The sequence below is a fragment of the Micromonospora nigra genome, assembly GCF_900091585.1.
In the GTDB taxonomy this organism is placed as follows: domain Bacteria; phylum Actinomycetota; class Actinomycetes; order Mycobacteriales; family Micromonosporaceae; genus Micromonospora; species Micromonospora nigra.
The window spans coordinates 3987469-4014182 of sequence record NZ_FMHT01000003.1 but is presented as its reverse complement, the minus strand read 5'-3'; the positions used below and the strand labels follow the sequence as shown (position 1 = coordinate 4014182).

The window sequence follows — 26714 nt, the reverse complement described above, 5'->3', positions numbered from 1 at the left end:
AGTCGGCGTCAACGCTTGGGGGCATGACGAAGGCGACAACCCGGGGCCCCTCCTGACAGCCGGGTCACCATGGATACGATCGAGGGAGTCGGACAGCGCTGTCCTTCGTACTCACGTAAGGAGCGCATCGTGACCGACCAGCACGACCACGACGGCCCCGACGCCGCCCTTCGCGCCGACATCCGCCGCCTCGGCACCCTCCTCGGGCAGACCCTCGCCCGCCAGGAAGGCCGACCGCTGCTCGACCTCGTCGAGGAGATCCGCGCCCAGGTCCGCACCGACGCCCCGGCCGCCGCGCAGCGGCTCGGCGGGCTCGACGTGACGACCGGCACGAAGCTGGCCCGGGCCTTCTCCACCTACTTCCACCTGGCCAACATCACTGAGCAGGTGCACCGGGCCCGTGACCTGCGTCGCCGCCGGGCGGTCCAGGGCGGCTGGCTCGACCAGGCCGCCAAGATGATCGCCGAGCGGGGGGTGCCGGCGGAGGAGATCGCCGCCGCGGCCCGCCGCCTGGCCGTACGTCCCGTCTTCACCGCCCACCCCACCGAGGCGGCCCGCCGGTCGATCCTGTCGAAGCTGCGCGCCATCGCCGACGAGCTGGACGCCGAGACCGCCAACGCGATCCTCTACGGCGCCAGCGACGAGGGCCCCGCCAACCGCCGCCTCGCCGAACTGCTCGACCTGATGTGGCAGACCGACGAGCTGCGACTGGACCGGCCCGACCCGACCGACGAGGCCCGCAACGCCATCTACTACCTGCGTGACCTGTACGCCGAAGCCGCGCCCCAGGTGCTCGACGACCTGGCCGAGACGCTGCGCACCCTCGGCGTGGAGACCTCCCCCACCGCCCGCCCGCTGACCTTCGGCACGTGGATCGGCGGCGACCGCGACGGCAACCCGTTCGTCACGCCCTCGGTGACCCGCGAGGTGCTGGTGATCCAGCACGAGCACGGCCTCGCGGCCACCGAGGCGGCGATGGACGAGCTGATCAACGAGGTGTCGGTGTCCCGCCGGCTGCGCGGGGTGTCGTTGGACCTGTCCGCCAGCCTCGCCACCGACCTCGACGCGCTGCCCGAGGTGGCGCCCCGGTTCCGCCGGGTCAACGCGGAGGAGCCGTACCGGCTCAAGGCCCGCTGCGTACGGGCGAAGCTGGCCAACACCCGGGCGCGGCTGCGCCAGGGCACCCCGCACGTGCCGGGGCGCGACTACAAGGGCTCGGCGGAGCTGGTCGCCGACCTGGAGCTGCTGCGCGCCTCGCTGGCCCGCAACTCCGGTCAGCTCACCGCCGTGGGCCGGCTCGCCTCGACGATCCGCACCGTGTCCGCGTTCGGCCTGCACCTGGCGACGATGGACGTGCGGGAGCACGCCGAGAAGCACCACGAGGTGCTCACCCAGCTGTACGGGGCGGTGGGCGAGGTCGACGACTACCCGTCGCTGAGCCGGCTGGAGCGCACCAAGCTGCTCGCCGACGAGCTGGCCGGCCGTCGACCGCTGTCCACCGCCGACACCCCGCTGAGCGAGTCCGCCCGCAAGACGTTCGACGTGTTCGGCACGATCCGTGAGGCACAGGACCGCTTCGGCGCCGAGGTGATCGAGTCGTACATCATCTCGATGACCCTGGGCGTGGACGACGTGCTCGCCGCGGTGGTGCTGGCCCGCGAGGCCGGCCTGGTCGACGTGAACAGCGGGCGGGCCCGGATCGGCTTCGTGCCGCTGCTCGAGACGCCGGCCGAGCTGAACGCCGGCGGTGAGCTGCTCGACGAGCTGCTGTCACTGCCCGCGTACCGGGCGCTGGTGGCGGCGCGGGGCGACGTGCAGGAGGTGATGCTGGGCTACTCCGACTCGAACAAGGAGGCCGGCATCACCACCAGCCAGTGGTCGATCCACCGGGCCCAGCGGGCGCTGCGCGACGTGGCCGCCCGGCACGGGGTGCGGCTGCGGCTGTTCCACGGCCGGGGCGGCACGGTGGGTCGGGGCGGCGGGCCGACGCACGACGCGATCCTGGCCCAGCCGTACGGCACGCTGGACGGCGCGATCAAGGTGACCGAGCAGGGCGAGGTCATCTCCGACAAGTACACGCTGCCGGCGCTGGCCCGGGAGAACCTGGAACTGTCGGTGGCGGCGGTGCTCCAGGCGACGCTGCTGCACACCGGGCCCCGGCAGCCGGCCGAGATGCTGGAGCGCTGGGACGCGACGATGGACGTGGTGTCCGAGTCCGCGTTCCGGTCGTACCGGTCGCTGGTGGAGGATCCGGACCTGCCGGCGTACTTCTGGGCGTCGACGCCGACGGAGCTGCTCGGCGCGCTGAACATCGGTTCCCGGCCGGCGAAGCGACCGAACACCGGGGCGGGCCTGGCCGGCCTGCGCGCCATCCCGTGGGTGTTCGGGTGGACGCAGACCCGGCAGATCGTCCCCGGTTGGTTCGGGGTGGGCTCCGGGCTGGCCGCGGCGCGGGAGGCCGGCCACGCCGACGTGCTGGCCGAGATGCACCGCAACTGGCACTTCTTCCGCACGTTCCTGTCGAACGTGGAGATGATGCTGTCGAAGACCGACCTGACGATCGCCCGCCGGTACGTCGACACGCTGGTGCCGAAGAAGCTGCACCCGATCTTCGCGAAGATCGAGGAGGAGTACGAGCTGACCCGGCGCGAGGTGCTGGCGGTGACCGCCTCCCCCGAGCTGCTGGACAACTCTCCGGTGCTCCAGCGCACCCTCGCGGTGCGTGACACCTACCTGGAGCCGCTGCACCACCTCCAGGTGGCGCTGCTGCGGCAGTACCGCGAGTCGGGGGCGGCGGGCCGGGCGGTGGCCACCGCTCCGGGCGGCCGGCGGGCCCCGAGCGACGGTACGGCTCTGGAACGGGCCCTGCTCACCACCGTCAACGGCATCGCCGCCGGCATGCGCAACACCGGCTGACCGACGTCCGCCCCGGGCCCGCCGTGGCCCATCGGTGTTCGGCGGCACGGGGATGATCGCAGGCTCCGGTCATCTCCGTGCCGTCGCCACCGTCGCCGTCGCCACCGTCGCCACGGTCGCCGCCGCCTCGCCCCGACGGCGGGGTCAGAAGTCGCCGCCGCCGAAGTCGCCGCCGCCGAAGTCCCCGCCGCCGAAGTCGCCGCCGCCGAAGTCCCCGCCCGGGTCCCCGGTCTCCGTACCGCCGGCGAAGTCCCCCGGCTGACCGGCGTCGTGGCCAGGATCGGCAGAGCCCGGCGAGAACAGGGCGTCGGCGATCAGCATTCCGCCGAGCACCCCCGCGCCGGTGCCCAACGCGGTCTTCCACCAGGGCGTCGAGTACCAACCCGCCGGCACCGGCCGACCCTGGATCCGCCCGCCCGGGTAGTAGTACGGGGTGTCCCGGCCGGGCTGCGGACCGGCCCGCAGGGTCTGCCCCTGCACCTGGACCTGCCGGGACACGGTCAGCTCGCCGGCGCCCTGTGCCGCCGCCAGCGGGGGCAGTTCGGGACCGGGGTCGATGCCGAGGGCGAGCCGGGCCGCCCGAACGTAGACGAGACCCTCCAGTGCCGTCTCCCGAGCCAGCCGGTACTGCTGCACCGTCCGGGCCTGCTCAAGCTGGCCGCCGGCGGCGTTGTACCGCTCACCCGCGTCGGCGAGCGCCTGACGGACGGCGGGCTCGTCACCGTGCAGGTTCAGCACCTGCCCGCCGAGGCGTTCGTACCAGCGCTGGGCGTCGGCCCGCACGTCGGCCAGGGACCGGGCCTGCCGGGCGGCGCTCTCCCGCCGCCACCAGACGAACCCGCCCACCAGCAGTGCCACGAGGACGAGCGGCAGGAGATATCTCATGGCCTGACGGTACCCAGGGCGGGTGGGGCGTACGCGGCCGACCGATCGCCTCCGGTCGGGCCGGCGCTCCCGGCGGCGTACGCCATGTTCTGGCAAGCTCCGGGGGTGGACTTCTCGACGCTGGCCGTGGTGGTCGTCTGCCTCGGTGCCGGTGGTGCGGTGGGCTGGCTGGCGGCCCGGTCCCGCGCGGCGGCCGAGATCGCCCGGCTGGACGCCACGCTGCGCGCCGCCCGCGCGGGTGAGGGTCGGCTGGAACAGTCGATGCGGGCCCTGAACTACGAGGCCACCGCCCAGTCGCAGGAGGCGGTGGCGCGGGCGGTGGCGCCGCTGCACGAGACGCTGCTCCGTTACGAGCAGCGGGTCGCCGAGTTGGAGCGCGACCGGGTGGACGCGTACGCGGAGCTGCGCGAACAGGTCCGCGCGATGGGTGCCGTCTCGGGTGAGCTGCGGACGGAGACCAAGCAGCTGGTGGCGGCGCTGCGCGCCCCGCAGGTGCGGGGTCGGTGGGGGGAACACCAGCTGCGCCGCATCGTGGAGGCGGCCGGACTGCTGGAGCACTGCGACTTCGACGAGCAGGTCACCGCCGCCACGGACGACCGGGGGTACGCCCCGACCTGGTGGTACGCCTGCACGGTGGCCGGTCGGTGGTGGTGGACGCGAAGGCCCCGTTCGACGCCTACCTGACGGCGATGGAGGCCCGCGACGAGCGGGGTCGGGACAGTCACCTCGACGCCCACGCCCGGCATCTGCGGGCACACGTCGACGCTCTGGCGGCGAAGTCCTACTGGGCGGCATTTGATTCCACACCGGAGTTTGTGGTCCTGTTCGTCCCGGCCGACCCGTTTCTGGACGTCGCGTTGCAACGTGATCCGACGCTTCTTGAGCACGCGTTCCGGCGTAATGTGGTGCTGGCCACCCCGGCGACCCTCGTCGCCCTGTTACGCACGGTGGCGTGGTCGTGGCGGCAGGAGCACCTCGCCCGCAACGCGGTGGCCGTCCACTCCCTGGCCCGCGAGCTGTACGGGCGGCTGTCCACACTCGGCGATCACGTCGGCAAGTTGGGCGCGTCGCTGGGCGGGGCGGTGACCGCGTACAACCGGGCGGTGGGGTCGTTGGAGGCTCGGGTGCTGGTCAGCGCCCGCAAGCTCGCCGACCTGGGGGTTTCCGACCAGGAGTTGGCGAGCCCGGCCCAGGTGGAGTTGGCGCCCCGGCAGCCGCAGGCCCCCGAGCTGCTCGACGATGTCGAGGTCGGGTCGGAGTCCGAAATGGATGATCGAAGCCGGTCAACCGGTCAACTCTTCTAACATTATCGATGTGACAATGCGCGCCTGCCCGTATCACGAGATGGTCACAACCTACCAAGCGGTAGTGACATCGAAGGTCGGGAGCGCGAAGTATTTCGCTCACGCGTGCCCTGTATCTGAGGGCCCTGTTCTCTGGAGGAAAGAGAACGTGAGTAAACCCCGAAACCTGAGCCGGCGTACCTCCGCCGCGCTCTTCGCGTCGGTCATGGCAGCCAGCGCCGTGACCGTGGCGGGTGGTGCCGCCACCGCGAGTGCCGCTCCCGCCAACCCCGACGCCGCGCAGGCCACCCCCGCCGAGGCGTTGGGCGCGCACGACGCCAAGCTGCTCGCCGAGGCGGAGGCCAAGAAGGCCCCGACCGTCACCATGATCGTCGCCACCGAGAAGGGCGAGGCCAAGGACGTCGCGGAGGACCTCAAGGGACTCGGCGCCGCCGTCACCGAGCGCTACGACACCATCGGGTACGTCCTGGCCAAGGTGCCGACCGGCAAGGCCGTCAAGGCGGCGACGCTGCCCGGCGTCTCGGCGGCTGACCTCGACGAGACGATCCAGCTGCCCGAGCCGAGGCCCGAGGTCGCCCCGGGCGGCAGGAAGGGCGCCAAGCAGGGACGCACGTTCAGCGGTCCGGGCGAGGACACCAGGGCGAACAACCCCTACATGCCGACGAACGAGATCGGCGCGGTCAAGTTCGTCAAGCAGCACCCGGAGTGGGACGGCCGCGGCGTCACCATCGGAATCATGGACTCCGGTGTCGACCTCGAACACCCGGCGTTGCAGAAGACCACCACCGGCGAGCGCAAGATCGTCGACTGGGTCACCGCGACGGACCCGTTCGAGGACGCCACCTGGCGTCCGATGATCACCGAGGTGAGCGGCCCGTCCTTCAGCGCCGCCGGTGCCACCTGGACCGCCCCGGCCGGAACCTACCGCTTCAACCGGTTCAGCGAGTCGGTCACGAACAACAGCGATGCCGCCGGCGACGTCAACCGCGACGGTGACAAGACCGACACGTGGGGCATCCTGTTCGACCCGGCCACCAACAACATCTGGGTCGACACCGACCAGGACAACGACTTCACCGACGAGGCCGTGATGCGGCCCTACAAGGAGAAGTTCGACATCGGCCACTTCGGCACCGACGACCCGGCGACCGCGATCGCCGAGCGGATGTCGTTCGTGGTCGAGTACCGCAAGGGCGTGGACACCACCCCGGTCGGCGGTCCGGGCCTGGTCGACTACGTCAACATCGGCCTCGTGGAGAGCGCGCACGGCACGCACGTCGCCGGCATCACCGCCGCCAACGACATGCTGGGCAACGGCGCGTTCGACGGCGCGGCCCCCGGCGCGAAGCTGGTCTCCGCCCGGGCCTGCTCGTGGGGTGGTGGCTGCACCTACGCCGCCCTCACCACCGGCATGGCCGACCTGGTCATCAACCGCGGTGTGGACGTCATCAACATGTCGATCGGTGGCCTGCCGGCCCTGAACGACGGCAACAACGCCCGCGCCGAGCTCTACAACAACCTGATCAACACCTACGGTGTGCAGATGTTCATCTCGGCCGGCAACTCCGGGCCGGGTGTGAACACCATCGGCGACCCGTCGGCGTCGACCGACGTGGTCAGCGTCGCGGCGAGCGTCAGCAAGGACACCTGGCTGGCCAACTACGGCTCGGCCGTGCGGAAGAAGAACGCCCTGTTCAACTTCTCCTCGCGCGGCCCGCGTGAGGACGGCGGCGCCAAGCCGAACATCGCCGCGCCGGGTTCCGCGATCTCCACCACCCTGACCTGGCAGCCGGGCAGCCCGGTCGCCGAGGCCGGGTACACCCTCCCGCCGGGCTACTCGATGTTCAACGGCACGTCGATGGCCTCCCCGCAGGCCGCCGGCGGCGCCGCACTGCTGCTGTCGGCCGCGAAGGCGACCGACCGTGGCATCACGCCGGCCGCACTGCGCCGGGCGATCTACTCCTCGGCCAAGCCGATCAAGGACGTCCCGACGTACGGCCAGGGCTACGGCATGTTCAACGTGCCGGGTGCCTGGAAGCTGCTGCGCAAGGACCTGACCACCCGGTCGTACACCTCCGAGGCGGCGGTCTGCACCGTGCTGTCGGGCCAGCTCGGCACCCCGAACCGGGGCACCGGCATCTACAACCGCTGCGGCTCCGCCGACGGCGGCCACAAGGTCAAGCAGGCGAAGACCTACCAGGTCAAGTTGACCCGCACCAGCGGTCCGGCCGGCACCATCAGGCACAACGTCGGCCTGCGGGGCAACGACGGCACGTTCTCGACGCGGAAGTCCATTTCGCTGCCGCTGAACCAGACCGTCGCGCTCAACGTCACCGCCAAGCCCAAGACCACGGGCGCGCACAGCACGATCGTGACGATCGACGACCCGGCCACCGCGATGATCGACTTTGAGGTGTCCGCCGTCGTGATCGCCTCGAACGACGTCAAGAAGCCGGCCTTCTCCTACTCGGCCGAAGGCTCGGTGGACCGCAACAGCACCACGTCGTACTTCGTGACGGTGCCCCCGGGTGCCGGTGCGCTGCAGGTGAACCTCTCCGGCATCGCCACCGGGTCGCAGACCCGGTTCATCGCCTTCAACCCGTACGGCGTCCCGGTGGAGAGCACCTCCAGCCTGGTCTGCTTCACCAACTTCTCGAACGCCGCCACCTGCAAGCCGCAGGAGCGGGACTACCAGAACCCGATCGCCGGGGTCTGGGAGATCGAGGTGGAGTCGCGGCGTACCTCGCCGGCGCTGAACAACCCGTTCCAGCTCCAGGCGCGGGTGCAGGGCGTCGCGGTCGAGCCGGCCGTCGTCGAGCTGCCGTCGGTTGCCGCCGGTGCGGCGACCCCGGTGACCTGGTCGCTGACCAACACCTTCGGCCCGGTCGCCGTGACCGGCCAGGGCGGCCCGCTGTCCAGCGTCAACTCGGAGCGGCCGACCATCGTCGAGCTGGAGCAGCAGGAGTTCACCGTCGAGGTGCCGGAGGGGGCGACCAGCTTCACCGCCCGCGTCGGCAACCCGTCCAACGCCAGCGCCGACCTGGACCTGTTCGTCTACCGGGGTGCCACCCTGGTCGGGCAGCAGGCCGACGGTGACTCGGAGGAGGCGGTGACCGTCACCAACCCGGTTGCCGGCACCTACCGGGTCGTGGTGGACGCGTACGCGGTCGACGGGGCCGGTGGCAGCACCGCCTACGACTACCGCGACTCGTTCTCCTCCCCGTCGCTGGGCACCCTCTCGGCGTCGGCCACCCCGCTCACCCTGGCGCACGGCGCCACCGGCACCCTCACCGGTGCGGTGACCGCCCTGTCCACCCCGGGTGCGGGCCGGGAGCTCTACGGCGAGCTGACCGTGGTGACCACCGAGGGCGCGGTCGTCGGCCGCGGCGCGGTGTCCATCGGCGCGGTCAACTGACCCTTCGGTAACACCCCAGGAGCCCGTCCCCGGTCCGCCGGGGGCGGGCTCCTGCCATCGGACGGCCGGGGTCGCGGGTGCCAGCCGTGTGCGCCGGTGTGGCGGTGCAGGTGTGGCGCCGGCGGCGGGGGTTCCGGCCCCGGGTGCTCACAGTGGCCCCTGTCGAGCTGAGGGCACAAACGGAGCAGCCGGCACCCGCCGCACGCACGGTGCAGCCCAAGAAGGGGCACGCCGTGCAGCAAGCAGGTCGCGGCGGCAGCGACGGGGCGGTCAGGCCGGGTTCAGGCGCGCTTGGCGGTCGTCACCAGGAACGGGATGCCCTGCTGGCAGGTGGTCAACATGCCGGGCTCGGGACGGCCGGTGACCGTGACCCGGGCACCCTCGGTGATGATGTCGCGTGGTCCGCCCAGCAGCAGGTACCCGTCGAGCAGCAGGCAGCCGGGCTCCACGCCCGACTCGACGGTGCCGGTCAGCATCGAGCCGGCCGTGGCCGACGGACTCGCCGGCCGCTTGGTGACCGGCGGGGACACCGGCGCGGTGGGGTCGACCGGGTCGGCCGGGTCGGTGGGCGGGGTGACCGAACCGGTCGGATCCGGGGTGGGCAGGTCGGTCACCGTGGGCGCTCCAGTCGGGGTCGGGTCGGTGGGGCCGTTACCCGCTTCCTGACCGCCGCACGCCGCGAGCGCGGCGCAGACGATCAGCGCGGTGGCGGCGATACGAAGGCTTCTCATACCCTTCAGACGCACGACCGGCCCGAACCGTTCCCGCCGGCTCACCGGCCGGAAGCGGCGGCTGCGGCCTTCATGTCCCGCTTGAGCTCCTGCGGCAGCGAGAAGGTGAGCCGCTCGTTGGCGGTCACCACCTCGTCCACGTCGGTGAAACCGCGCTCGGCGAGATGAGCGAGCACCTCCTGGACCAGTTCGTCCGGCACGCTCGCGCCGGAGGTCAGGCCCACCGTGGCCGCGCCATCCAGCCACGCGTCGTCGATCTCGTGGGCGAAGTCGACCAGGTGACCCGCCCGGGCTCCCGCGTCGAGGGCCACCTCCACCAGGCGCACGGAGTTGGAGGAGTTGCGCGAGCCGACGACGATGACCACGTCGCACTCGGGAGCGATCTCCTTCACCACGTGCTGCCGGTTGCTGGTGGCGTAGCAGATGTCGTCGCTGGGCGGCGACTGGAGCAGCGGCAGGCGGGACTTGAGCCGGGCCACGGTCTCCATGGTCTCGTCGACCGACAGAGTGGTCTGGGAGAGCCAGACGACCTTGTTCGGGTCGCGGACGGTGACCTTGTCGGCACCTTCCGGGCCGTCGACGAGCTGGATGTGGGCGGGGGCCTCGCCAGCGGTGCCGACGACCTCCTCGTGGCCCTCGTGACCGATGAGCAGGATGTCGTAGTCCTCGGCGGCGAAGCGCTTGGCCTCCTGGTGGACCTTGGTCACCAGCGGGCAGGTCGCGTCGATCGCCTTCAGCGACCGTTGCTTCGCCTGCTCGTAGACCTCCGGGGCCACGCCGTGCGCGGAGAAGATCACGGTGGAGCCCTCGGGCACCTCCTCGTTCTCCTCCACGAAGATCGCGCCCTGAGCCTCCAGCGTCCGCACGACGTGCTTGTTGTGCACGATCTGCTTGCGCACGTAGATCGGCGCACCGTAGAGCCGCAGCGCCTCCTCCACGGTCTGCACCGCCCGGTCGACGCCCGCGCAGTAGCCGCGGGGCTTGGCCAGGAGCACGCGCTTACCGGTCCGTGGGGTCGCTTCAGCCTGGGTCACCCGCCCATCGTACGTGCCCCCCGCGCGGTCGGCAGCGCCTGCGACCGGTACCACAAGCCCGGCCCGCCCCGCCCACCGGAGACGCGAACTTCTTGATCACCGCCGGCGACCGTAGGGTGGGCGGGTGAGTGTGGCGGAGACGGGCGGGAAGAGCAGCTCCGACGAGCCGTGGCCGGTGCGGGTGGTCAGCCAGAAGATCGGCGCCTGGGTCGCGCGGCTCGGATGGGTCTGGGTGGACGGGCAGGTGGCGCAGATCAGCCGCCGCCCCGGAGCGAGCACTGTCTTCCTCACCCTGCGTGACCCGTCGGCCGACCTGAGCCTCACCGTCACCACCAACCGGGACGTCCTCGACACCGGCGCGCCCGAGCTGCGGGAGGGCGCCCGGGTGGTGCTGCACGCCAAACCCGAGTTCTACGCCGCACGCGGCACGCTGAGCCTACGGGCCGACGAGATCCGCCAGGTGGGGCTGGGCGAGCTGCTGGCCCGGCTGGAGAAACTGAAGAAGCTGCTCGCCGCGGAGGGGCTGTTCGACCGGGCGCGCAAGCGGCGGCCACCGTTCCTGCCACGCCGCGTCGGGTTGATCACCGGCCGGGCGAGCGCCGCCGAACGGGACGTGCTCACCAACGCCCGCCGCCGCTGGCCCGCCGTGGACTTCCGTACCGTGAACGTCGCCGTGCAGGGGCCGGGCGCGGTGCCGCAGATCGTCGACGCGCTGAAGGTCCTCGACGCCGACGCGGGCGTCGACGTGATCATCATTGCCCGGGGCGGCGGCGGGATCGAAGACCTGCTGCCCTTCTCGGACGAGGCCCTGTGCCGGGCTGTCTTCGCCTGTCGTACCCCGGTGGTCAGCGCGATCGGCCACGAGACGGACACCCCGTTGCTCGACTACGTCGCCGACGTCCGCGCGTCCACCCCCACCGACGCGGCCAAGCGGGTGGTGCCGGATCTCACCGAGGAGGTACGCCTCATCGGCCACGCCCGTCACCGGCTGGAACGGGCCGTCCGTCACCTGGTCGACCGGGAGACCCACCGTCTCGACGCGCTGCGCTCCCGACCGGTGCTCGCCCGGCCCCAGGTCATGGTGGAACAGCGGGCCGTCGACGTGACGGGGCTGCGCCTGCGCGCCGGGCGCTGCCTCGACCACCGGCTCGCCGCCGCCGACGACGACCTGCGCCACACCCTCGCCCGGCTGCGGGCGCTGTCGCCCGCCGCGACCCTCGACCGGGGGTACGCCATCGTCCAGCGCGCCGACGGCGACGTCGTCCGCGCGGCCGGCGACGTCGCGGCCGGCGACTCCCTGCGGGTACGCCTCGCCGACGGGGAACTCACCGCCACCGTCGACGCCTGACACGGCCCTGGAGCCGGGTGTGCTGAGATGGGTGGGATGAGCGACAAGAACGCCGGGCCGGACGAGCGGCTCAGTTACGAGCAGGCCCGCGCCGAACTGGCGTCGGTGGTGGAGCGGCTGGAGGCGGGCGGCACCTCGCTGGAGGAGTCGCTGGCGCTGTGGGAGCGCGGGGAGGAACTGGCGGACGTCTGTCAGGGCTGGCTCGACGGCGCCCGGGCCCGGATCGACGCCGCCCGCCAGGACCCCGCCCGCCAGGGTTCCGCCTCCTGACGGCACGCCCGCCGCGTCGGTCGCCGCCGCGAGCGGCAACCCGGTGCTCCTCACGGGCCCGGTCATCCTGACGGGCCCGGTGCGGGCCCGCCGGCGCTCCGCGCTGTGTCGGCGGCCGGCCCACACGCATCAGTCCACCAGGCTGTACAGCTCCGGCGGGGCCTCGACGACCTGGTCCGCGGGCGGCTTCCGGGCCGCGGTGGCGTTGCCGTAGTCGCTGTAGGTCATCCGGATCTGCTGGGCCGCCACCTGGCCGGCAGCCGGGATCTCCAGCACCAGTTCGCTGAGCCGACCCTGCGGGTCGAGCTCGGCGGTGAAGGGGACGGCCTGTGCCTGCCCGCCGAGCGCCGTGATCGTGGCGGGGTCCAGCGAGCCGGCCTCGGCGGCCTTCGACAGGTCCAGTGTGCCCGCGTAGGTGCCGTCGCCGGTCCGCCGCGCCTCGGTGATGCCCTGGATCAGCACGTCGCTGCCGGCCGGGTCGACCTTGTCGAAGTCGAAGCCGAGGTTCCGGTCGCCCTTGATCCGGCTCTGGTCGAGGTGCTGGTACTTGCCGAGGTTCAGCTTGTCGAGGCCGGGTACGCTGCCGGCCGCCGCGCCACCGAGGTCGACCTTGACCCAGCTGTCCGACCGGGTGTGGATCAGGTCGAGGTTCATCGCCAGGTCGTCGCCCGGCTCGCCGATGCGGACAGTGATCTCGGCGCTCTGGCTCGGCTCGTGCACCTGCCCCTCGGTGGTGGAGCCCAGAGCCGACATGGTGAACCGGAAGTTGCCGTTGCTGATCTCCCGGGTCGAGTCGAGCAGCGCCTGCTCGGCCGAGCCGTCGACCGGTCCGCCCGACGTGGGCGCGGTCGCGGGCGCGGCGGTGGTGGGCGAGGCGGAACTGCCCGCCGGACCGTCGTCGGCGGCGGTGCAGGCGGCCAGGCCGGGAGTGAACAGTGCGGCGGCCATCAGGCCGGCGCTCAGCCGTCGAACCTTCATGCGCTTCTCCAAGGAGGTCACCCGACGCATCTGGTGGCGCCGGAGAATGCCACCTCCTGTTGTTCCCTGCCCGGCCGTCGGGCAATCACCCGTCGTCCGGTCCGCGCGGTCGGCGTCCCGGCGTCGGAACGCCCAGGGGCAGCCAACGGCGGCCACCGGCCGGCCCGGGAGCCCGCTGGCCGTGTCTCATTCGAGGGAACCGGCCAGCTCCCGCAGCTCGTTGTCCCGGGCGTCACCGACCACGATCACGGTACGGTCGGGCTCCAGGAGAACCAGGGCCTGTTCGTTGCCCCGGGCGGTGTACCGCTGCCAGGTGCGCGGACCGAGGTCGGTCTGCCCCTGCGGCTGCGCCGCGTCGGTCAGCTCGGCGGGCAGCAGCTGCTCCGGCGGCACGTCGCTCTGCACGAGCTGGGCGCCGCGCCCCTCCGGGGTCACGTACCCGATCCGCAGGATGGCGCCGCCGTCTGCGGTCCGGTAGGCGGCCCGCACGGTGCGCCAGTCCTCACCGAGCCCGCTCGGCACGCTCACCGGGAACGCCCCGGCCGAGCGGGCCTGGTCGACGGCAGGTGCCGGGTCGACCGTGGTCGGTTGGTCTCCGCCGAGGAAGCCCCGGTAGAAGGCGAGCAGCAGGGCGATCGGGATCAGCAGCACCAGCAGCGAGATCGCCATGTCCTTGGGTGACCGTTCCGACCTGCCGCGGTCGGCGGCGGGTGGCGGCGCGGGCCACTCGCCGGTCTCCGCCGGGCCCACCGGCAGCGCTCCGGGCGCGGCCGGTGGGCCGGCCTGGTCCGGTCCGTCGGCGGGCGCGGACGGCGACGGGCGGTCGGCCGGCGGCTGGCCGTCGGCCGACGGGTGCTCGGCGGGTACGCGGTCGGCAGGCTGTGCGGGTTCCACCTCGCCATTCTGGCAGCCGTCCGACCGGCGGTATCCACGCCATCGCCGCCCCGCCCCCACCCCGCGTCGGCGATCGTGTGAGGATCAGCGACAAAGCCGGCAGGGCGACGCCGAGCCCCGCCGGTCCGGTCTACCCCGCATCGTCGCGAGGAGGAGCCGTCATGACGAACACCACGACGCGGACCCCGCAGGATCTCGACCGCAACCTCGCCCTCGACCTGGTCCGGGTCACCGAGGCGGCGGCAATGGCCGCCGGCCGCTGGGTCGGCCGGGGCGACAAGGAGGGCGGCGACGGGGCGGCCGTCGACGCCATGCGCAAGCTGATCAACTCGATCCCGATGCGGGGCGTGGTGGTGATCGGCGAGGGTGAGAAGGACAACGCGCCGATGTTGTTCAACGGCGAGGAGGTCGGCGACGGCACCGGCCCGGAGGTCGACGTCGCGGTCGACCCGGTCGACGGCACCACGCTGATGAGCAAGGGCATGCCGAACGCCCTGGCGGTGCTCGCGGTCGCCGAGCGGGGTGCGATGTTCGACCCGAGCGCCGTGTTCTACATGGAGAAGCTGGCCGTGGGTCCGGCGTACGCCGACGTGGTCGACATCGAGGCCGGGCCGACCGAGAACCTGCGGCGGATCGCCAGGGCCAAGGGCACCGACGTGTCGGGCGTCACCGTCTGCGTCCTCGACCGTTCCCGGCACGACGACCTGGTGGCGCAGATCCGGCGTACCGGCGCCGGCATCCGGTTCATCTCCGACGGCGACATCGCCGGTGCGATCGCCACCGCACGGAGCGAGTCGGACGTGGACGTGCTGATGGGCATCGGCGGCACCCCGGAGGGCATCACCGCAGCCTGCGCCCTCAAGTGCATGGGCGGAATGCTGCAGGCCAAGCTGTGGCCGAAGGACGCGCAGGAGCGGGAGCGGGCCCTGGCCGCCGGGCACGACCTCGACCGCGTGCTGACCACCGACGACCTGGTCACCGGGGACAACTGCTTCTTCGTGGCCACCGGCGTCACCTCCGGCGACCTGCTGCGCGGGGTGAGCTACCGGGCCGGTGGGGCGTACACCCAGTCGATCGTCATGCGCTCGAAGAGCGGCACCATCCGGGTGATCGACTCCTACCACCGCCTGGAGAAGCTGGCCCTCTACTCGGCTGTCGACTTCGACGGCCGCCCCCTGGCCGAACAGGAGTGATCACCGCCGGGACGACCGCCCTGCCGCCCCTGTCGGCGGCCCGCCGGGTGACCGGCGTGACGGTCGCCCTCGCCTCCGGGGTGGCCGTGGCCGTGCAGTCCCGGATCAACGGCGCACTGGGCGTACGCCTGGGCGACGGCATCGCCACCGCGGTGATCTCGTTCGGGGTGGGCCTGGTGCTGCTGCTGGTGCTGGTTCCCGCCCTGCCGGCCGGGCGACGCGGCGTGCTCACCCTGCGTCGTGCGCTGGTCTCGGGTGCGTTGCGCCCCTGGCAGTGCCTCGGTGGGATGTGCGGCGCGTTCCTGGTGGTGACCCAGGGAGTCACGGTCGGCACCCTCGGCGTGGCGGTGTTCACCGTCGCGGTGGTGGCCGGCCAGTCGGGCAGCAGCCTGGCCGTCGACCGGGCCGGCATCGGTCCGGCGGGACGCCAGCCGGTCACCGGATCGCGGCTGGCCGGCGCGGCGCTGACCGTGGTGGCGGTGCTGCTCGCCGTGGGTGACCGCCTCGGCGAGCCGGGCACCCTCGGGCTGGCCGTACTGCCGCTGCTGGCCGGTGTGGCGATCGCCTGGCAGCAGGCGGTGAACGGGCGGGTGCGGGCGGCCGCCGGCAGTGCGCTCACCGCCACGCTGGTCAACTTCACCGTCGGTACGCTGGCGCTGCTGGTCGCGTTCGCGGTGGACCTCGCGATCCGGGGCCGCCCGCCGGGCAGCCTGCCACCCGAGTTCTGGTACTACCTGGGCGGGCCGATCGGCGTCGTGTTCATCGCGGTGGCCGCCGCGATCGTCCGGTTCACCGGGGTGTTGTTGCTGGGGCTGGCGACCATCGCGGGGCAGATCGTGGGCGCGGTGCTGCTGGACGTCGTCCTGCCCACCGAAGCGTCCCGCCCGGGGCCGACGACCCTGCTCGGCGCGGCCCTGACCCTGATGGCCGTCGCGATCGCGGCGCTCGGCCCCCGGCACCGGTGGATCCGCCGCTGAGCGCTCGACCGGCCCGTCGCCGACGCTCCGGACGCCCAGCCGGGCCCGGCTGTGCAGGCCACCTCGCCGGCCCGGAAGCCCGGTCACCGTCGTCGGCGTCAGGTCCCGTCGGAGGAGTGCCCCGGGAACAGGTGCGCGGACGGGTCGATGGCCACCGCCGCGTTGTTGACGGCGGTGGCGGCCTCGCCGAAGCCGGTGGCGATGAGCCGCACCTTGCCCGGGTACTCGGTGATGTCCCCGGCGGCGAAGACGCGGGGCAGATTGGTCGCCATCGCGCTGTCCACCAGGATGTGCCGCCGGTCCAGGCGCAGCCCCCACTCGGCCAGCGGCCCGAGGTCGGCGGTGAAGCCCAGCGCGGCCACCACCGTGTCGACCGGCAGCGTCTCGGTCTCGCCACCGCGTACGGTGATCTCGGCGGCCGTGATCTCGCCCTCGCCGTGCAGCCGGGTCACCTCGGCGTTCACCACCACCCGCACCGGCATGGACAGCACGCGGGCCACGGACGCCGCATGGGCCCGGAACTTCTCCCGCCGGTGCACCAGGGTGACCGAGCGGGCGATCGGCACGAGCGTGGCCGCCCAGTCGAAGGCGGAGTCGCCGCCGCCGACGATCAAAACGTCCCGGTCGGCGAGTTCGGCCGGCTGGGGCACGAAGTAGACGATGCTGCTGCCCGCAACGCCGTCGGCGCAGGGCAACGGTCGGGGCGTGAAGCTGCCCAACCCGCCCGTGACGATCACGGCCCCGCAGGTCAGCTGCTCACCACCGGCCAGCCCGAGCACCGGGCGGCCGTCGACGTGGGAGAGCTTCTCCGCGCGGGTGCCGAGCAGGTAGGTGGGGTCGAAGGGGGCGGCCTGGGCGACCAGGTTGGCCACCAGGTCCCGCCCCTTGACCGCGGGGAGCCCGGCCACGTCGTGGATGAGCTTCTCCGGGTACATGGCGGTGATCTGCCCACCTGGCTCCGGCAGCGCGTCGACCACGGCAACGGACAGCCCACGGAAGCCGGCGTAGTAGGCGGCGAAGAGACCGGTCGGCCCGGCCCCGATCACGGCGACATCGACCTCGCGCATGGGCGTACCGTCGCTTTCGCTCCACGGATCAACGTGCGCTGATCTTCAGAACAGTAGGGCCGACACCTGCCCGGGGGCAAGGACATCCCGGTACGGCGTGGTTCAGGGCATGGTGAGCGAGGACTCCGAGCGGTAGGGCCCCCCGGAGTCGTCGCGGCGGCGACGGAAGATGACCGCCGCCACGATGCCGCCGATCAGCCCGAACAGGTGCCCCTGCCAGGAGATGCGCGCGTCGGTCGGCAGGACCCCGACCAACTGGCCGCCGTAGAGGAGACCCACCAGCAGGAACACGGCGAAGTTCCACCAGCTGCGTTCGACGATGCCCCGGGTGAGCAGGATGCCGAGATAGCCGAAGATCACCCCGCTGGCGCCGACCACGACGGTGTTGGGCGACCCGGTGAACCAGACACCCAGCCCGCTGACCAGGACGATCACCAGGGTCGACCAGAGGAACCGGCGGGCACCGGCGGCGAGGACGAAGGTGCCGAGCAGGATCAGCGGGATGCTGTTGCTGTAGAGGTGGTCGAAGCCGTGGTGCAGGAACGGTGAGAAGAAGACCCCGTCGAGCCCGTCGATGCGCTGGGGGGCGATGCCGGCAGCGGCGTCGAAGCCGGCGCCCAGCCAGTAGTCGACGGCCTCGATGAGGAACAGGACCGGCACCACGGCGCACATGGCGACGAAGGCCCGGCCGAGGGACCCGTAGAAGGCCTCGGTGCCGAACCGGTGCGGGTCACCGCTTCCGGGTTGCAGGGTCACCCGTCAAGAGCTATCAGCATTCCGCCGCAACCGCCACTTCTGCCGGCGGCCGTCGTCCCCGACGTGGCGACGGTGTGCTGGCCCTCCGACACGGGGGCGGGGTGTGGACGTCGTCCACACCCCGCCCCCGTCGGATCGGGTCCGGCTCGATCGCAGTCAGGCCGGCTCAGTACCAGCCCACGTTCTGTGAGTGGGACCAGGCCTTGCAGGGGGTGCCGTAGCGGCCCTTGATGTAGCCGAGTCCCCACGTGATCTGGGTGGCCGGGTTGGTCTGCCAGTCGCTGCCGACCGAGCCCATCTTGTTGCCGGGCAGCGCCTGCGGGATGCCGTACGCCCCGGACGACGGGTTGCGGGCCTTGTGGTTCCAGCCGCTCTCCTTGGTCCAGAGCTTGTCGAGGCACGGGAACTGGTCGATGCCGAACCCGGCCTTGAGCATCAACGCGCAGCCGACCTCGCGGTTGCCGCTGAACTCGGTGCACGACTCGGGGATCGGGCCGTCGTACGGCTTGCTGGCAGCCGCCGCAGCCTTGGCCGCAGCCTCCCGGGCCTTCTTCTCCGCCGCCGCCTTCTTGCGGGCCACCTCGGCCTTGCGGGCCTTCTCGGCAGCGGCTCGGGCGGCTTGGCGGACCTCGGCGGCCTGCTGCCGGGCGGTGCGCACCTGGCGGGAGACCCGCTGTTCCTGGCGGTAGTCGACGTCCACCTGCGCGACGGCACCGGCGACGTGCTCGGCCGGGCCCGGGCGGGTTGACTCGCGGTCGTCTTCGCCGAGGTAGAAGCCGCCGGCGACGCCCACGGAGAGCAGCGCCACGGCGGCCGCGCGGGCGGCGAACCGGCGGGAGAGCCGACTCACGGAGTGGTCCCTTCGTCGGGGGCATGGGCACTGCGCGGGACGGCCCGGAGAGCGGGCCGCACGCGCGCTGCGGGCGCCCGTGACCGGCGTACCGGTCACCGTCGACGCACCGGCACCGGCGTCCCGTTCGTCGCGTGACGAACGATCAGCGGTGGTGTGCCCGGTGCGTGGGCGCCCGCAGGACACCATCGCGCACAGTGAGGCCCTTGGGAAACGGTGAGCCTCATTTGTGATGTGGGTCACTAAGATAATACGCATGGAGTCCCACGAAAAGGGCATCAGAGCGGGATGTCCTCCAGCAGATCCGTCACCATTGCGGCGATGGGGGACCGCTCCGAACGGCTGAGCGTGACGTGCGCGAAGAGCGGATGGCCCTTCAGCGCCTCGATCACCGCGGTCACGCCGTCGTGCCGCCCCACCCGCAGGTTGTCCCGCTGCGCGACGTCGTGGGTGAGCACCACCCGGGACCCCTGACCAATCCGGGACAGCACCGTCAGCAGCACCCCCCGCTCCAGCGACTGCGCCTCGTCCACGATGACGAAGGCGTCGTGCAGGCTGCGACCCCGGATGTGGGTCAGCGGCAGCACCTCCAGCAGCCCCCGCGAGGTCACCTCCTCCAGGACGTTCTCGTGGATCACCGCGCCGAGGGTGTCGAACACCGCCTGGGCCCACGGCGACATCTTCTCCGACTCGGAGCCGGGCAGGTAGCCGAGCTCCTGGCCACCCACGGCGTACAGGGGACGGAAGACGACCACCTTCTTGTGCCGGCGGCGCTCCATCACCGCCTCCAGCCCGGCGCAGAGGGCGAGCGCGGACTTGCCGGTGCCCGCCCGGCCGCCGAGCGAGACGATCCCGATCGACTCGTCGAGCAGCAGGTCCAGCGCCACCCGCTGCTCGGCGGAACGGCCGTGCAGTCCGAACGCCTCCCGGTCGCCGCGCACCAGCCGTACGGTCTTGTCGGGCAGCACCCGGCCCAGGGCCGACCCCCGCGAGGAGTGCAGCACCAGCCCGGTGTGGCAGGGCAGGCCGGCGGCGGCGTCCACGTCGAGCGACTCGCCCGCGTACAGCCGACCGATCTGCTCCTCGGCCAGTTCCAGCTCGGACATCCCCGTCCAGGTCGGGTCGCTGGCCTGCCCGTGCCGGTACTCGTCGGCGCGCAGGCCGACGGAGGCGGCCTTCACCCGCAGCGGCATGTCCTTGCTGACCAGGGTGACGTCGTGCCCCTCGGCAACCAGGTTCAGGGCGACCGAGAGGATCCGGGCGTCGTTGGACTCCGTGCGGAAGCCGGGCGGAAGCACCCCGTCGTCGGTGTGGTTCAGCTCGACCCGCAGGGTGCCGCCGGCCTCGTTGGCCGGAACCGGCTGGTCCAGCCGGCCGTGGCGTACCCGCAGCTCGTCCAGCATGCGCAGGGACTGTCGGGCGAACCAGCCCAGCTCCGGATGGTGCCGCTTGCCCTCCAACTCGGAGATGACCACGAGAGGCAGGACCACCTCGTGCTCGGCGAAGCGGTGGAAGGCCGCCGGGTCGGACAACAGCACCGAGGTGTCCAGGACGAATGCCTGGCCGGCTGGTCGAGGCTCCCGGGAGTCCGCGGGCGTTGCGGCCGCGGCGCGGCGGCTGCGGGCGCTCCGGCGGGTGGCAGTCGCGGTCGGGGTCTGGTCGGCCCCGGCATTGGTACGACGAGTCGTCACAGGCCTGCTCCGGCGGATGGGCACCCGGCCACCCGCGGTCCGCCTCCTCCGGTGCCCGGCGGAACGGGGTCGGATGCGTGCCCCGTGCGCGAGGTCGCAGGCCGGGCGGGCCGGCTGGCCCGGGACAACCCCGTGCCATGCCTAGACGCTAGCCGCCGGAGCCCGTCCCGACTAGAGGGTGGTCGTGCGCCGCGCGCACGGCAGGGCAGCCGGGGTCGGCGCGTCCCACCGGCCGGGCGGCACCACCCGCACGCGATCCGCCGCGCGGCACCACCCGCACGTGAACCGCCCCGCGGCACCACCCGCACGGGACCGGCCGGGATGCATGCCCCCTGCGCGCATCCCGGCCGGTGGACCATCTCGTCACCGATCCGGCGTGGCCCGGTCCGGGCCTTCCCGGGCCGGGCCGACCCGTCAGCCGGTCCGGCGGGCGAGGGCGCCAGCCGGGTGCCGCCCGGTGACGGGGGCGGCGGGTGTGGCGAACGACGATCCGGTGTACGTGGTGCCACCGCGCACCACCGTGCCCGTGACCCGGGCGGAGGCCGGCGCGGCGGTGACCGACAGGGCGGTCGCGATGGCGGCCTGGGCGTCGCGGCGGCGGCGGTTCCAGGCGCCCCGGTCGCCGTCGAAGTAGCCCTGCCGGTAGCCGAACCGGTAGCCGATCCGGTAACTGAGCTGGCCGTGCAGCCTGCCGGCGGCGTAGCTCGTCGCGCCCAGCAGCAGGACGAGGAAGAGGGCGAGGAAGGGACTCATCCGGCGGCCCCGGCCGGTCTCGGACGACTCATCGCTCCTCCGGCCCGACCACCGGGTCGGGGACCAGGAGCCGGTCGATGTCGGCGGTGCTGATCTCCTCGATCAGTTCGACGCTGATCCGGCAGTTGTCCAGCACCACCTCGGCCACCGAGGCGCGGCGGATCTCACCTCCGGCGTCGTAGACCCGGACGCTGAGTTCCGGGCAGCCGAGGTGGGTGCGCCAGGCGTCCCACTCGGCCCGGTCCGCGACGCTGAGCGAGAGGAATCGGCAGCCCTGGGCGAGGTAGAGGCGCCACGGCGCGCTCAGCCCGGCGGCGACCCCCTTCGCGACCAGGCCGAACGCCTGGGCACGAGTAGCCAGTTCGGTCACCCCGCCCTCCTCGCACCGGCAGCGTGACACATGTGAGCACTGATCGTCTCATGCACGTGACACACCGTAGATTGTCCCACGAGCGTTACAGTATCAGCTTTTCGTCCGGTTCTCCCACCCCCACGTCCAGCTATCCTGACCAGGTGACACCCCCTCAGAAGCGCCGCTGGATCGTTTACCCGCCCACCGCACCCTCCGTCCCGCAGGCGTGACATGGGCGTGCCGGGGCAGCCCTGCGGACCCGCCTGGTCGTACCGTCACGAGGTGACCGAGACCACCAACGCACGGAAGATCGCCTTCGCCACCTTCGTCCGCCGCGCCCTCGACGAGGCCCGCGCGACCCGGGCCTGGAGCGGCACGGAGGTCTCCCGACGCACCGGGGTCTCGCGGCAGACCATCAACCGCTGGGTCCGGGGGGACTGGGCCAGCGATCCCGAGGCGGAGCGGGTGGTCGCCTTCTGCGAGGGGCTCGGCCTGAGTCCCACGGCAGCCTTCGCCGCGCTGGGCTGGGACCGGGCCGGCGCACCACGGGACGCCGCTCCGCCCCCGATGGACCCCGACGTCGAGGCGCTGCTGCGCCGGCTGGTGGACCCGCAGGTCTCCGACGCGGAGAAGTTCCACATCCGGGAAACAATCAGATATCTCGCGTACCGCCCGACTCTGCCCCTCGACAGCCGCAAGCGGGGCAAACAGGCCGGCTAGTTCTCAGATGGCGAAAGACGGCAGGTCAGACCCATTCGTTTCGCTCCGGGGCCGGAACGGGCGCGCTAGCGTCCTGTTCGTACTGCTTGGGCTCGTCGTCGGCGGGGGGACGGGACAAGGCCGAACCCAGCCCTGCGGGACAGAAGGAGGGGTCTGTCCATGACCCTCAAATGGTTGACAGTCGTGGTCGCCACGGTCTCGATGACACTGTGCGCGACGGGGAACGTGGTCACCCTCGCGGTGAACGGCGGGCAGCTACCGCTGCTCGTCAACCTGTTCGCGCTCACCACCGCCGGCACCGCGGTCGTCCTGGCAGTCGTCGCCGAACTGCACGACCGGCTCGACAACCGGGTCACCGCGCTCACCGAGTTCCTGGTGGAGCGACTGCGGGAGATCGAGGAGCGCGCCGGCGACCGGAACACCGGGTTCGTGGAGGGCTACCTGCTCAGCCACGGCCAGGACGCGGCCGTGGTGCCGTTCGGGCGCCGGGGACGAGGAGCCGCCGAACGCTGACCCCTGCCCGCCGCACGTCGCTTCCGCGCCGGGATTGAGCCGCGCCGCGCGGGGTACGCTGTCGCGCGTGCCGCCGTTGAATCTGGGCAACCAGCAGCCGAGGACCCCGTTGGACGCCGACCAGGCATGGCGGGCCACCGCCGACCGGGCGGCCAGAACCGTGCTCTTCTTCGACTTCGACGGGACGCTCGCGCCGGTCGACGACGACCCCACCGCCGTGCAGCCCGCGCCCAAGGTGCTGGCCGCGCTCGAGGCGCTCGCTCCGGCCGTACGGCGCATCGCCATCGTCTCCGCACGCCCGGTGGACTTCCTGCGTGCCCACTTCGGCACGCTCGCCGGCGTCGACCTCTACGGCCTGTACGGGCTGGAGCACTCGCACTCCGGTGGCGACACCGTCACCGAGCCCGCCGCGCTGCCCTGGATGCCCACGATGGTCGAGCTGGCCGACCGCGCCCGCGCCGAGCTGCCCCCCGGTGCCCTGGTGGAATACAAGCGGCTCTCCGTGGCGCTGCACTGGCGCACCGCACCGCAGCTCGCCGAGCCGGTCGAGCGGTGGGGCCGGGCGCAGGCCGACCAGCTCGGGCTGCGGGTGCAGGGCGGCCGCATGGTGCTGGAGATCAAACCACCCGTCGACCGGGACAAGGGCATGGTGATCGACGAGGTGGTCCGGGACGCGGCCGGTGCCTGGTACTTCGGCGACGACGTCTCCGACATCAAGGCGTTCGCGGCACTGCGCGCCCGGGCCGACGCCGACCCGCAGTTCGTCGGCGTCTGCGTCGCCGTCGCCAACCCGGAGACCGGTCACGAGGTCGCCGAAGCAGCCGACCTCACCATCGAGTCCCCCGCCGCGCTGGGCGACTTCCTCACCCGCGCCGTCCACCAGCTGGCCTGACCGGGGCGACCGGTCAGGCCCCGTACCGCCGCTGCCGGGTGCCGTACGAGCGCAGCGCCCGCAGGAAGTCGACCCGGCGGAAGTCGGGCCAGTTCAGCTCGCAGAAGTAGAACTCCGAGTGCGCCGACTGCCAGAGCATGAAGCCCGACAGCCGCTGCTCGCCGCTGGTCCGGATGATCAGATCCGGATCCGGCAGACCCCGGGTGTAGAGGTGCTCGGAGATGTGGTCGACGTCGAGGGTGCCGGCCAGCTCCTCGATCGTGCCGCCCTTGGCCGCGTGCTCCAGCAGCAGCGACCGCACCGCGTCGGCGATCTCCCGCCGGCCGCCGTACCCCACGGCGATGTTGACCTGGGCCCCGCCGCTACGGTCCCGGGTGCGCTCCTCGGCCGCCTTGAGGGCCACCGCGTGGTGCGCCGGCAGCACGTCGAGCGCCCCGACCATCCGCAGCCGCCAGGGGTTGCCCTCCTCGGCCAGCTCGGTGGTGAGATCCTCGATGATCTGGAGCAGCGGATCCAGCTCCGCCGCCGGCCGGGAGAGGTTGTCGGTGGACAGCAGCCACAGCGTCACGTGCCCCACGCCGGCCGCGTCGCACCAGCGCAGCAGCTCCTTGATCCGCTCCGCGCCCATCCGGTGGCCGTCGTTCGGGTCGACGAAGCCCATCTCCCGGGCCCACCTGCGGTTACCGTCGCACATGACGCCGACGTGCCGGGGCACCGGCCGGCCCGCGAGCCGGGCCGTCAGCCGGCGCTCGTAGACGGAGTAGAGGAGGTTCCGGAGAGTCATCACCTTGCAGGGTAACGACCTGTCAACCGGGCCGGTGTCGCGGTGGCCGATCCCGCACGGGCAGGCCGACGCCGATCATGCCCAGCGTCCGCGCGTCGAGCCGGCCGTCGCCCAACCCCAGCTCAACGACCGTGCCGAAGACCTGCTCGTCGCGCCGCGCCGCGCGGACCGCCGCGTCGACCACCCGACGACGCCGGGCCAGCCAGGCCGCGACCGAGCTGTGCCGCAGGTGGGTGCCGAGGCGGCGGCGCAGGGCCGCCGCGTACCGCCGGGCAGCCTGCTCCGGCGCCCCGGCCGCCGCCGCCCCGGCCAGCGCCCCGGACAGCAGGGCGTAGAAGATGCCCTCGCCGGTGAACGGGTTGATCAGCGAGAGCGCGTCCCCGGCCAGCAGCACCCGCCCCCGGCCGGGTGTCGGGCGGTGGGTGGACAACGGCAGGTGGTGCGCCCGCAGCCCGGTGACCGTGGCCGGATCGCCGCCGGGCAGGAGCGCCCCCAGTCGCTCCACCAGGTGCGCCCGCGTCAGCGGCTCACCCCGCAGCACCTCCCCGTACCCGACGTTCGCGCGGCCGTCACCGATCGGGAACGACCAGGCGTACGCCGGCCAGCGGGCGGCCGAGGTGACGATGAGCTGCTCCGGCGGTCCGGGCAGTGCCGGGGCGTACCCCCGGATGGCCAGCGCCAGGTGGCGGTCCGGGTTCGGCCGGTGTCCCAGCACGCGGCGCACGACGGAGCCCGCGCCGTCCGCCCCCACCACGGCCCGCGCGGCGATCTCCCCGTCGAGCACCACCACACGGGCGCCCGGCTCGACCCGACGCACCGCCCGGCGGCGCAACACCACGCCCGCCGCGACCGCCGCCGCCACCAGCCGGGCGTCGAACACGGCCCGGGGCACCGTGTACGCGGGCCGGGGAAGCGCCCGCGCCACCGCGCCACCGCCGGGCGCGACCAGCCGCAACGCCGGCAGCGGCGGATAGCCGTCGACCGCGTCCGGCACCCCGAGGTCGGCCAGCACGTCCAGCGCGTGTGCGGCGATCCCGTCCCCACACGCCTTGTCCCGTGGGAAGTCCGCCCGGTCGAGCAGCAGCACCCGGGCCCCGGCCCGTCGGGCGGCCAGCGCGGCGGCGGACCCCGCCGGCCCCGCTCCGACCACCACCACGTCGAACTCGTCGGTCATCGCGTCCTCCCCTCGCCCTGCACCACTGCCCGGCGGCGGCTGCCGGGCTGCGCACCGTGCCGACGAGGCCACGCGCCGTGCCGCCGCACCGGGCGGGTCGGGCCGCCCCGGGGGCCAACGCCGGGCCGGCCCCCGGACCCTCCCAGCATGCCTCCGCGCTGCCTCAACCAGCGCAACGCAATCGGCGCGGATTCGTTGCGTGGGTCGCGGCAGCGCAGCGGGCGGAGCCCGTGCGCACCGGGGTGCCCACCCGGCTGCCGCCGGTGGTCACCTCCGAACCGTCGATCCGCGCCGCGGGCCGGGCGGGCACCGGCACGACGGTCGGTCGACGACGGCGCTCAGACCGGGGCGTTGCCGTGTTCGGCACGGGCGGCACGCCACAGTCCGTAGCCGGTGAGGGCGGCGGCGGCCACCAGCGGGGCACCGTCGCGGACCAGGCCGTCGACGCCGAGCAGCCACCAGCACAGGGGCAGGTCGACGGCCAGCACGACGACGGTGACCCCGACGAGCAGGGTGCGCGCCCACCGCTTGTCACGCATCAGGAAGGCGGTGCAGAACAGCACCGCGTAGCTGGTCGCGATGCCCGCGCCGAACCAGAGCAGCACAGCGGGCGCCGCCGCGAGCCGGCCGTCCAGGATCTCGCCGCCCGCGACCAGGGCGGGCACCAGCATCAGCGGGCTGTAGGTGAAGGCGGCCACCCGGCTGGTGAGCAGCCAGCCGCTGACCTCCGGTCGGCGGGGCGGGGTTTCCTGCCAGGAGATTCCCGACCTGTCGATGACCAGGCGCGCGCGGTGCCGCACCAGGTGCCCGGCGAGCGCCGAGGACCGGTACAGCAACCACACCACCGCCGCGCAGAGCGCGGTGAGCAGCCCGAACCCGAGCAGGCCGGGCAGCGGCGGCACACCCTGACGCGGTACGACCAGCCGGCCGACCGCGAAGACCGTGGTGACGGCGAGGATCAGCCCGAACGGGCGGGCCACCGTCCGGCCGCGCCGCACGTGCCCGATCAGCAACAGGAAACCGAGCGAGCGCAGCATCGCCCAGCCCGTCCGGACAGCGAGGGCGAGGCCCTGCTCCGGGGCGTACCACCAGTTGAGCACCTCGACCACGACGGTGGTCGCCGCCGTGGTGGCGAGCAGGGCGATCAGCGCCCGGACGGCGGACGGCCGCCGGATGCGGGTTTCGGCGGCCGTCCTCATGGAATCCGATGGTGCCCG

The 26714-nt window shown here is 72.9% G+C and carries 23 protein-coding genes and 1 pseudogene; 10 read left to right on the top strand and 14 right to left on the bottom strand.

Going from position 1 to position 26714, the window contains the following annotated elements:
• Positions 1-129 precede the first annotated feature (129 nt).
• Complete coding sequence (ppc, locus tag GA0070616_RS17415; RefSeq protein WP_091083533.1) at positions 130-2916, top strand: phosphoenolpyruvate carboxylase; 2787 nt, start codon at positions 130-132, stop codon at positions 2914-2916.
• 144 nt (positions 2917-3060) lie between these two features.
• Here ppc and GA0070616_RS17410 read toward each other — a convergent pair whose 3' ends face one another.
• Complete coding sequence (locus tag GA0070616_RS17410; RefSeq protein WP_091083529.1) at positions 3061-3801, bottom strand: DUF2076 domain-containing protein; 741 nt, start codon at positions 3799-3801, stop codon at positions 3061-3063.
• A gap of 84 nt (positions 3802-3885) precedes the next feature.
• Here GA0070616_RS17410 and GA0070616_RS17405 point away from each other — a divergent pair.
• Both GA0070616_RS17405 and GA0070616_RS17400 read left to right on the top strand, forming a co-directional pair.
• A pseudogene (locus GA0070616_RS17405) lies at positions 3886-5105 on the top strand (DNA recombination protein RmuC).
• A gap of 148 nt (positions 5106-5253) precedes the next feature.
• The gene (locus tag GA0070616_RS17400) at positions 5254-8520 is read left to right on the top strand and encodes a S8 family serine peptidase (protein WP_091083526.1); all 3267 of its coding nucleotides are present in this window, start codon (positions 5254-5256) and stop codon (positions 8518-8520) included.
• Positions 8521-8801: 281 nt separating this feature from the next.
• On the opposite strand, the gene GA0070616_RS17395 is transcribed toward GA0070616_RS17400, so the two are convergent.
• Positions 8802-9251 carry a hypothetical protein gene (locus GA0070616_RS17395; protein ID WP_091091012.1) on the bottom strand — a complete coding sequence of 150 codons (450 nt, stop codon included), beginning with the start codon at positions 9249-9251 and terminating at the stop codon, positions 8802-8804.
• 41 nt (positions 9252-9292) lie between these two features.
• Complete coding sequence (locus GA0070616_RS17390) at positions 9293-10285, bottom strand: 4-hydroxy-3-methylbut-2-enyl diphosphate reductase (protein WP_091083524.1); 993 nt, start codon at positions 10283-10285, stop codon at positions 9293-9295.
• Positions 10286-10409: 124 nt separating this feature from the next.
• On the opposite strand from GA0070616_RS17390, the gene xseA reads away from it, so the two are divergent.
• Both xseA and GA0070616_RS17380 read left to right on the top strand, forming a co-directional pair.
• Entirely contained in the window at positions 10410-11633 is a 1224-nt protein-coding gene (xseA, locus tag GA0070616_RS17385; RefSeq protein WP_425412957.1) for an exodeoxyribonuclease VII large subunit, read from the top strand.
• Between the two features lie 36 nt (positions 11634-11669).
• Complete coding sequence (locus tag GA0070616_RS17380; protein ID WP_091091007.1) at positions 11670-11903, top strand: exodeoxyribonuclease VII small subunit; 234 nt, start codon at positions 11670-11672, stop codon at positions 11901-11903.
• Positions 11904-12032: 129 nt separating this feature from the next.
• On the opposite strand, the gene GA0070616_RS17375 is transcribed toward GA0070616_RS17380, so the two are convergent.
• Together GA0070616_RS17375 and GA0070616_RS17370 are read right to left on the bottom strand one after the other, a co-directional pair.
• Positions 12033-12881 carry a hypothetical protein gene (locus GA0070616_RS17375; protein ID WP_091091004.1) on the bottom strand — a complete coding sequence of 283 codons (849 nt, stop codon included), beginning with the start codon at positions 12879-12881 and terminating at the stop codon, positions 12033-12035.
• Between the two features lie 186 nt (positions 12882-13067).
• A complete protein-coding gene (locus tag GA0070616_RS17370; protein ID WP_091083517.1) occupies positions 13068-13775 on the bottom strand; it encodes a DUF4245 domain-containing protein in 708 nt (235 codons plus the stop codon).
• Between the two features lie 161 nt (positions 13776-13936).
• Here GA0070616_RS17370 and glpX point away from each other — a divergent pair, with 161 nt between their 5' ends.
• Complete coding sequence (gene glpX / locus GA0070616_RS17365; protein WP_091083515.1) at positions 13937-14968, top strand: class II fructose-bisphosphatase; 1032 nt, start codon at positions 13937-13939, stop codon at positions 14966-14968.
• A gap of 20 nt (positions 14969-14988) precedes the next feature.
• Positions 14989-15945, top strand: coding sequence for a DMT family transporter (locus GA0070616_RS17360; RefSeq protein ID WP_245712993.1), 957 nt, complete (start codon positions 14989-14991; stop codon positions 15943-15945).
• Between the two features lie 98 nt (positions 15946-16043).
• Here GA0070616_RS17360 and GA0070616_RS17355 read toward each other — a convergent pair whose 3' ends face one another.
• The 6 genes from GA0070616_RS17355 to GA0070616_RS17330 form a co-directional block, all read right to left on the bottom strand.
• Positions 16044-17012: an NAD(P)/FAD-dependent oxidoreductase gene (locus GA0070616_RS17355; protein WP_091083512.1), complete on the bottom strand. Its 969-nt coding sequence runs from the start codon at positions 17010-17012 to the stop codon at positions 16044-16046.
• Positions 17013-17114: 102 nt separating this feature from the next.
• Positions 17115-17768, bottom strand: a complete 654-nt coding sequence (locus tag GA0070616_RS17350) for a rhomboid family intramembrane serine protease (protein WP_091083509.1) — start codon at positions 17766-17768, stop codon at positions 17115-17117.
• 166 nt (positions 17769-17934) lie between these two features.
• The gene (locus GA0070616_RS17345; RefSeq protein ID WP_091083505.1) at positions 17935-18618 is read right to left on the bottom strand and encodes an aggregation-promoting factor C-terminal-like domain-containing protein; all 684 of its coding nucleotides are present in this window, start codon (positions 18616-18618) and stop codon (positions 17935-17937) included.
• Between the two features lie 278 nt (positions 18619-18896).
• Complete coding sequence (gene phoH2, locus GA0070616_RS17340) at positions 18897-20309, bottom strand: RNA 5'-3' helicase PhoH2 (RefSeq protein ID WP_091083501.1); 1413 nt, start codon at positions 20307-20309, stop codon at positions 18897-18899.
• A 414-nt stretch (positions 20310-20723) separates the two neighbouring features.
• Positions 20724-21062 carry a hypothetical protein gene (locus tag GA0070616_RS17335; RefSeq protein WP_091083497.1) on the bottom strand — a complete coding sequence of 113 codons (339 nt, stop codon included), beginning with the start codon at positions 21060-21062 and terminating at the stop codon, positions 20724-20726.
• Positions 21063-21090: 28 nt separating this feature from the next.
• Positions 21091-21432 (bottom strand): hypothetical protein, encoded by a 342-nt coding sequence (locus GA0070616_RS17330; RefSeq protein ID WP_091083494.1) that lies wholly within the window; start codon positions 21430-21432, stop codon positions 21091-21093.
• A 264-nt stretch (positions 21433-21696) separates the two neighbouring features.
• Between GA0070616_RS17330 and GA0070616_RS17325 the strand changes: the two genes are divergently transcribed.
• The 3 genes from GA0070616_RS17325 (at position 21697) to otsB (ending at position 23539) form a co-directional block, all read left to right on the top strand.
• Positions 21697-22134, top strand: coding sequence for an XRE family transcriptional regulator (locus GA0070616_RS17325; protein WP_091083490.1), 438 nt, complete (start codon positions 21697-21699; stop codon positions 22132-22134).
• 159 nt (positions 22135-22293) lie between these two features.
• Positions 22294-22647, top strand: a complete 354-nt coding sequence (locus GA0070616_RS17320) for a hypothetical protein (protein ID WP_091083487.1) — start codon at positions 22294-22296, stop codon at positions 22645-22647.
• Between the two features lie 67 nt (positions 22648-22714).
• A complete protein-coding gene (otsB, locus tag GA0070616_RS17315; protein ID WP_091083483.1) occupies positions 22715-23539 on the top strand; it encodes a trehalose-phosphatase in 825 nt (274 codons plus the stop codon).
• 13 nt (positions 23540-23552) lie between these two features.
• Here otsB and GA0070616_RS17310 read toward each other — a convergent pair whose 3' ends face one another.
• The 3 genes from GA0070616_RS17310 to GA0070616_RS17300 form a co-directional block, all read right to left on the bottom strand.
• Positions 23553-24323: an isoprenyl transferase gene (locus tag GA0070616_RS17310; protein WP_091083480.1), complete on the bottom strand. Its 771-nt coding sequence runs from the start codon at positions 24321-24323 to the stop codon at positions 23553-23555.
• Positions 24324-24345: 22 nt separating this feature from the next.
• Positions 24346-25497, bottom strand: a complete 1152-nt coding sequence (locus GA0070616_RS17305; protein ID WP_091083478.1) for a geranylgeranyl reductase family protein — start codon at positions 25495-25497, stop codon at positions 24346-24348.
• A gap of 338 nt (positions 25498-25835) precedes the next feature.
• Positions 25836-26696 carry a hypothetical protein gene (locus tag GA0070616_RS17300; protein ID WP_091083472.1) on the bottom strand — a complete coding sequence of 287 codons (861 nt, stop codon included), beginning with the start codon at positions 26694-26696 and terminating at the stop codon, positions 25836-25838.
• Positions 26697-26714: the final 18 nt, after the last annotated feature.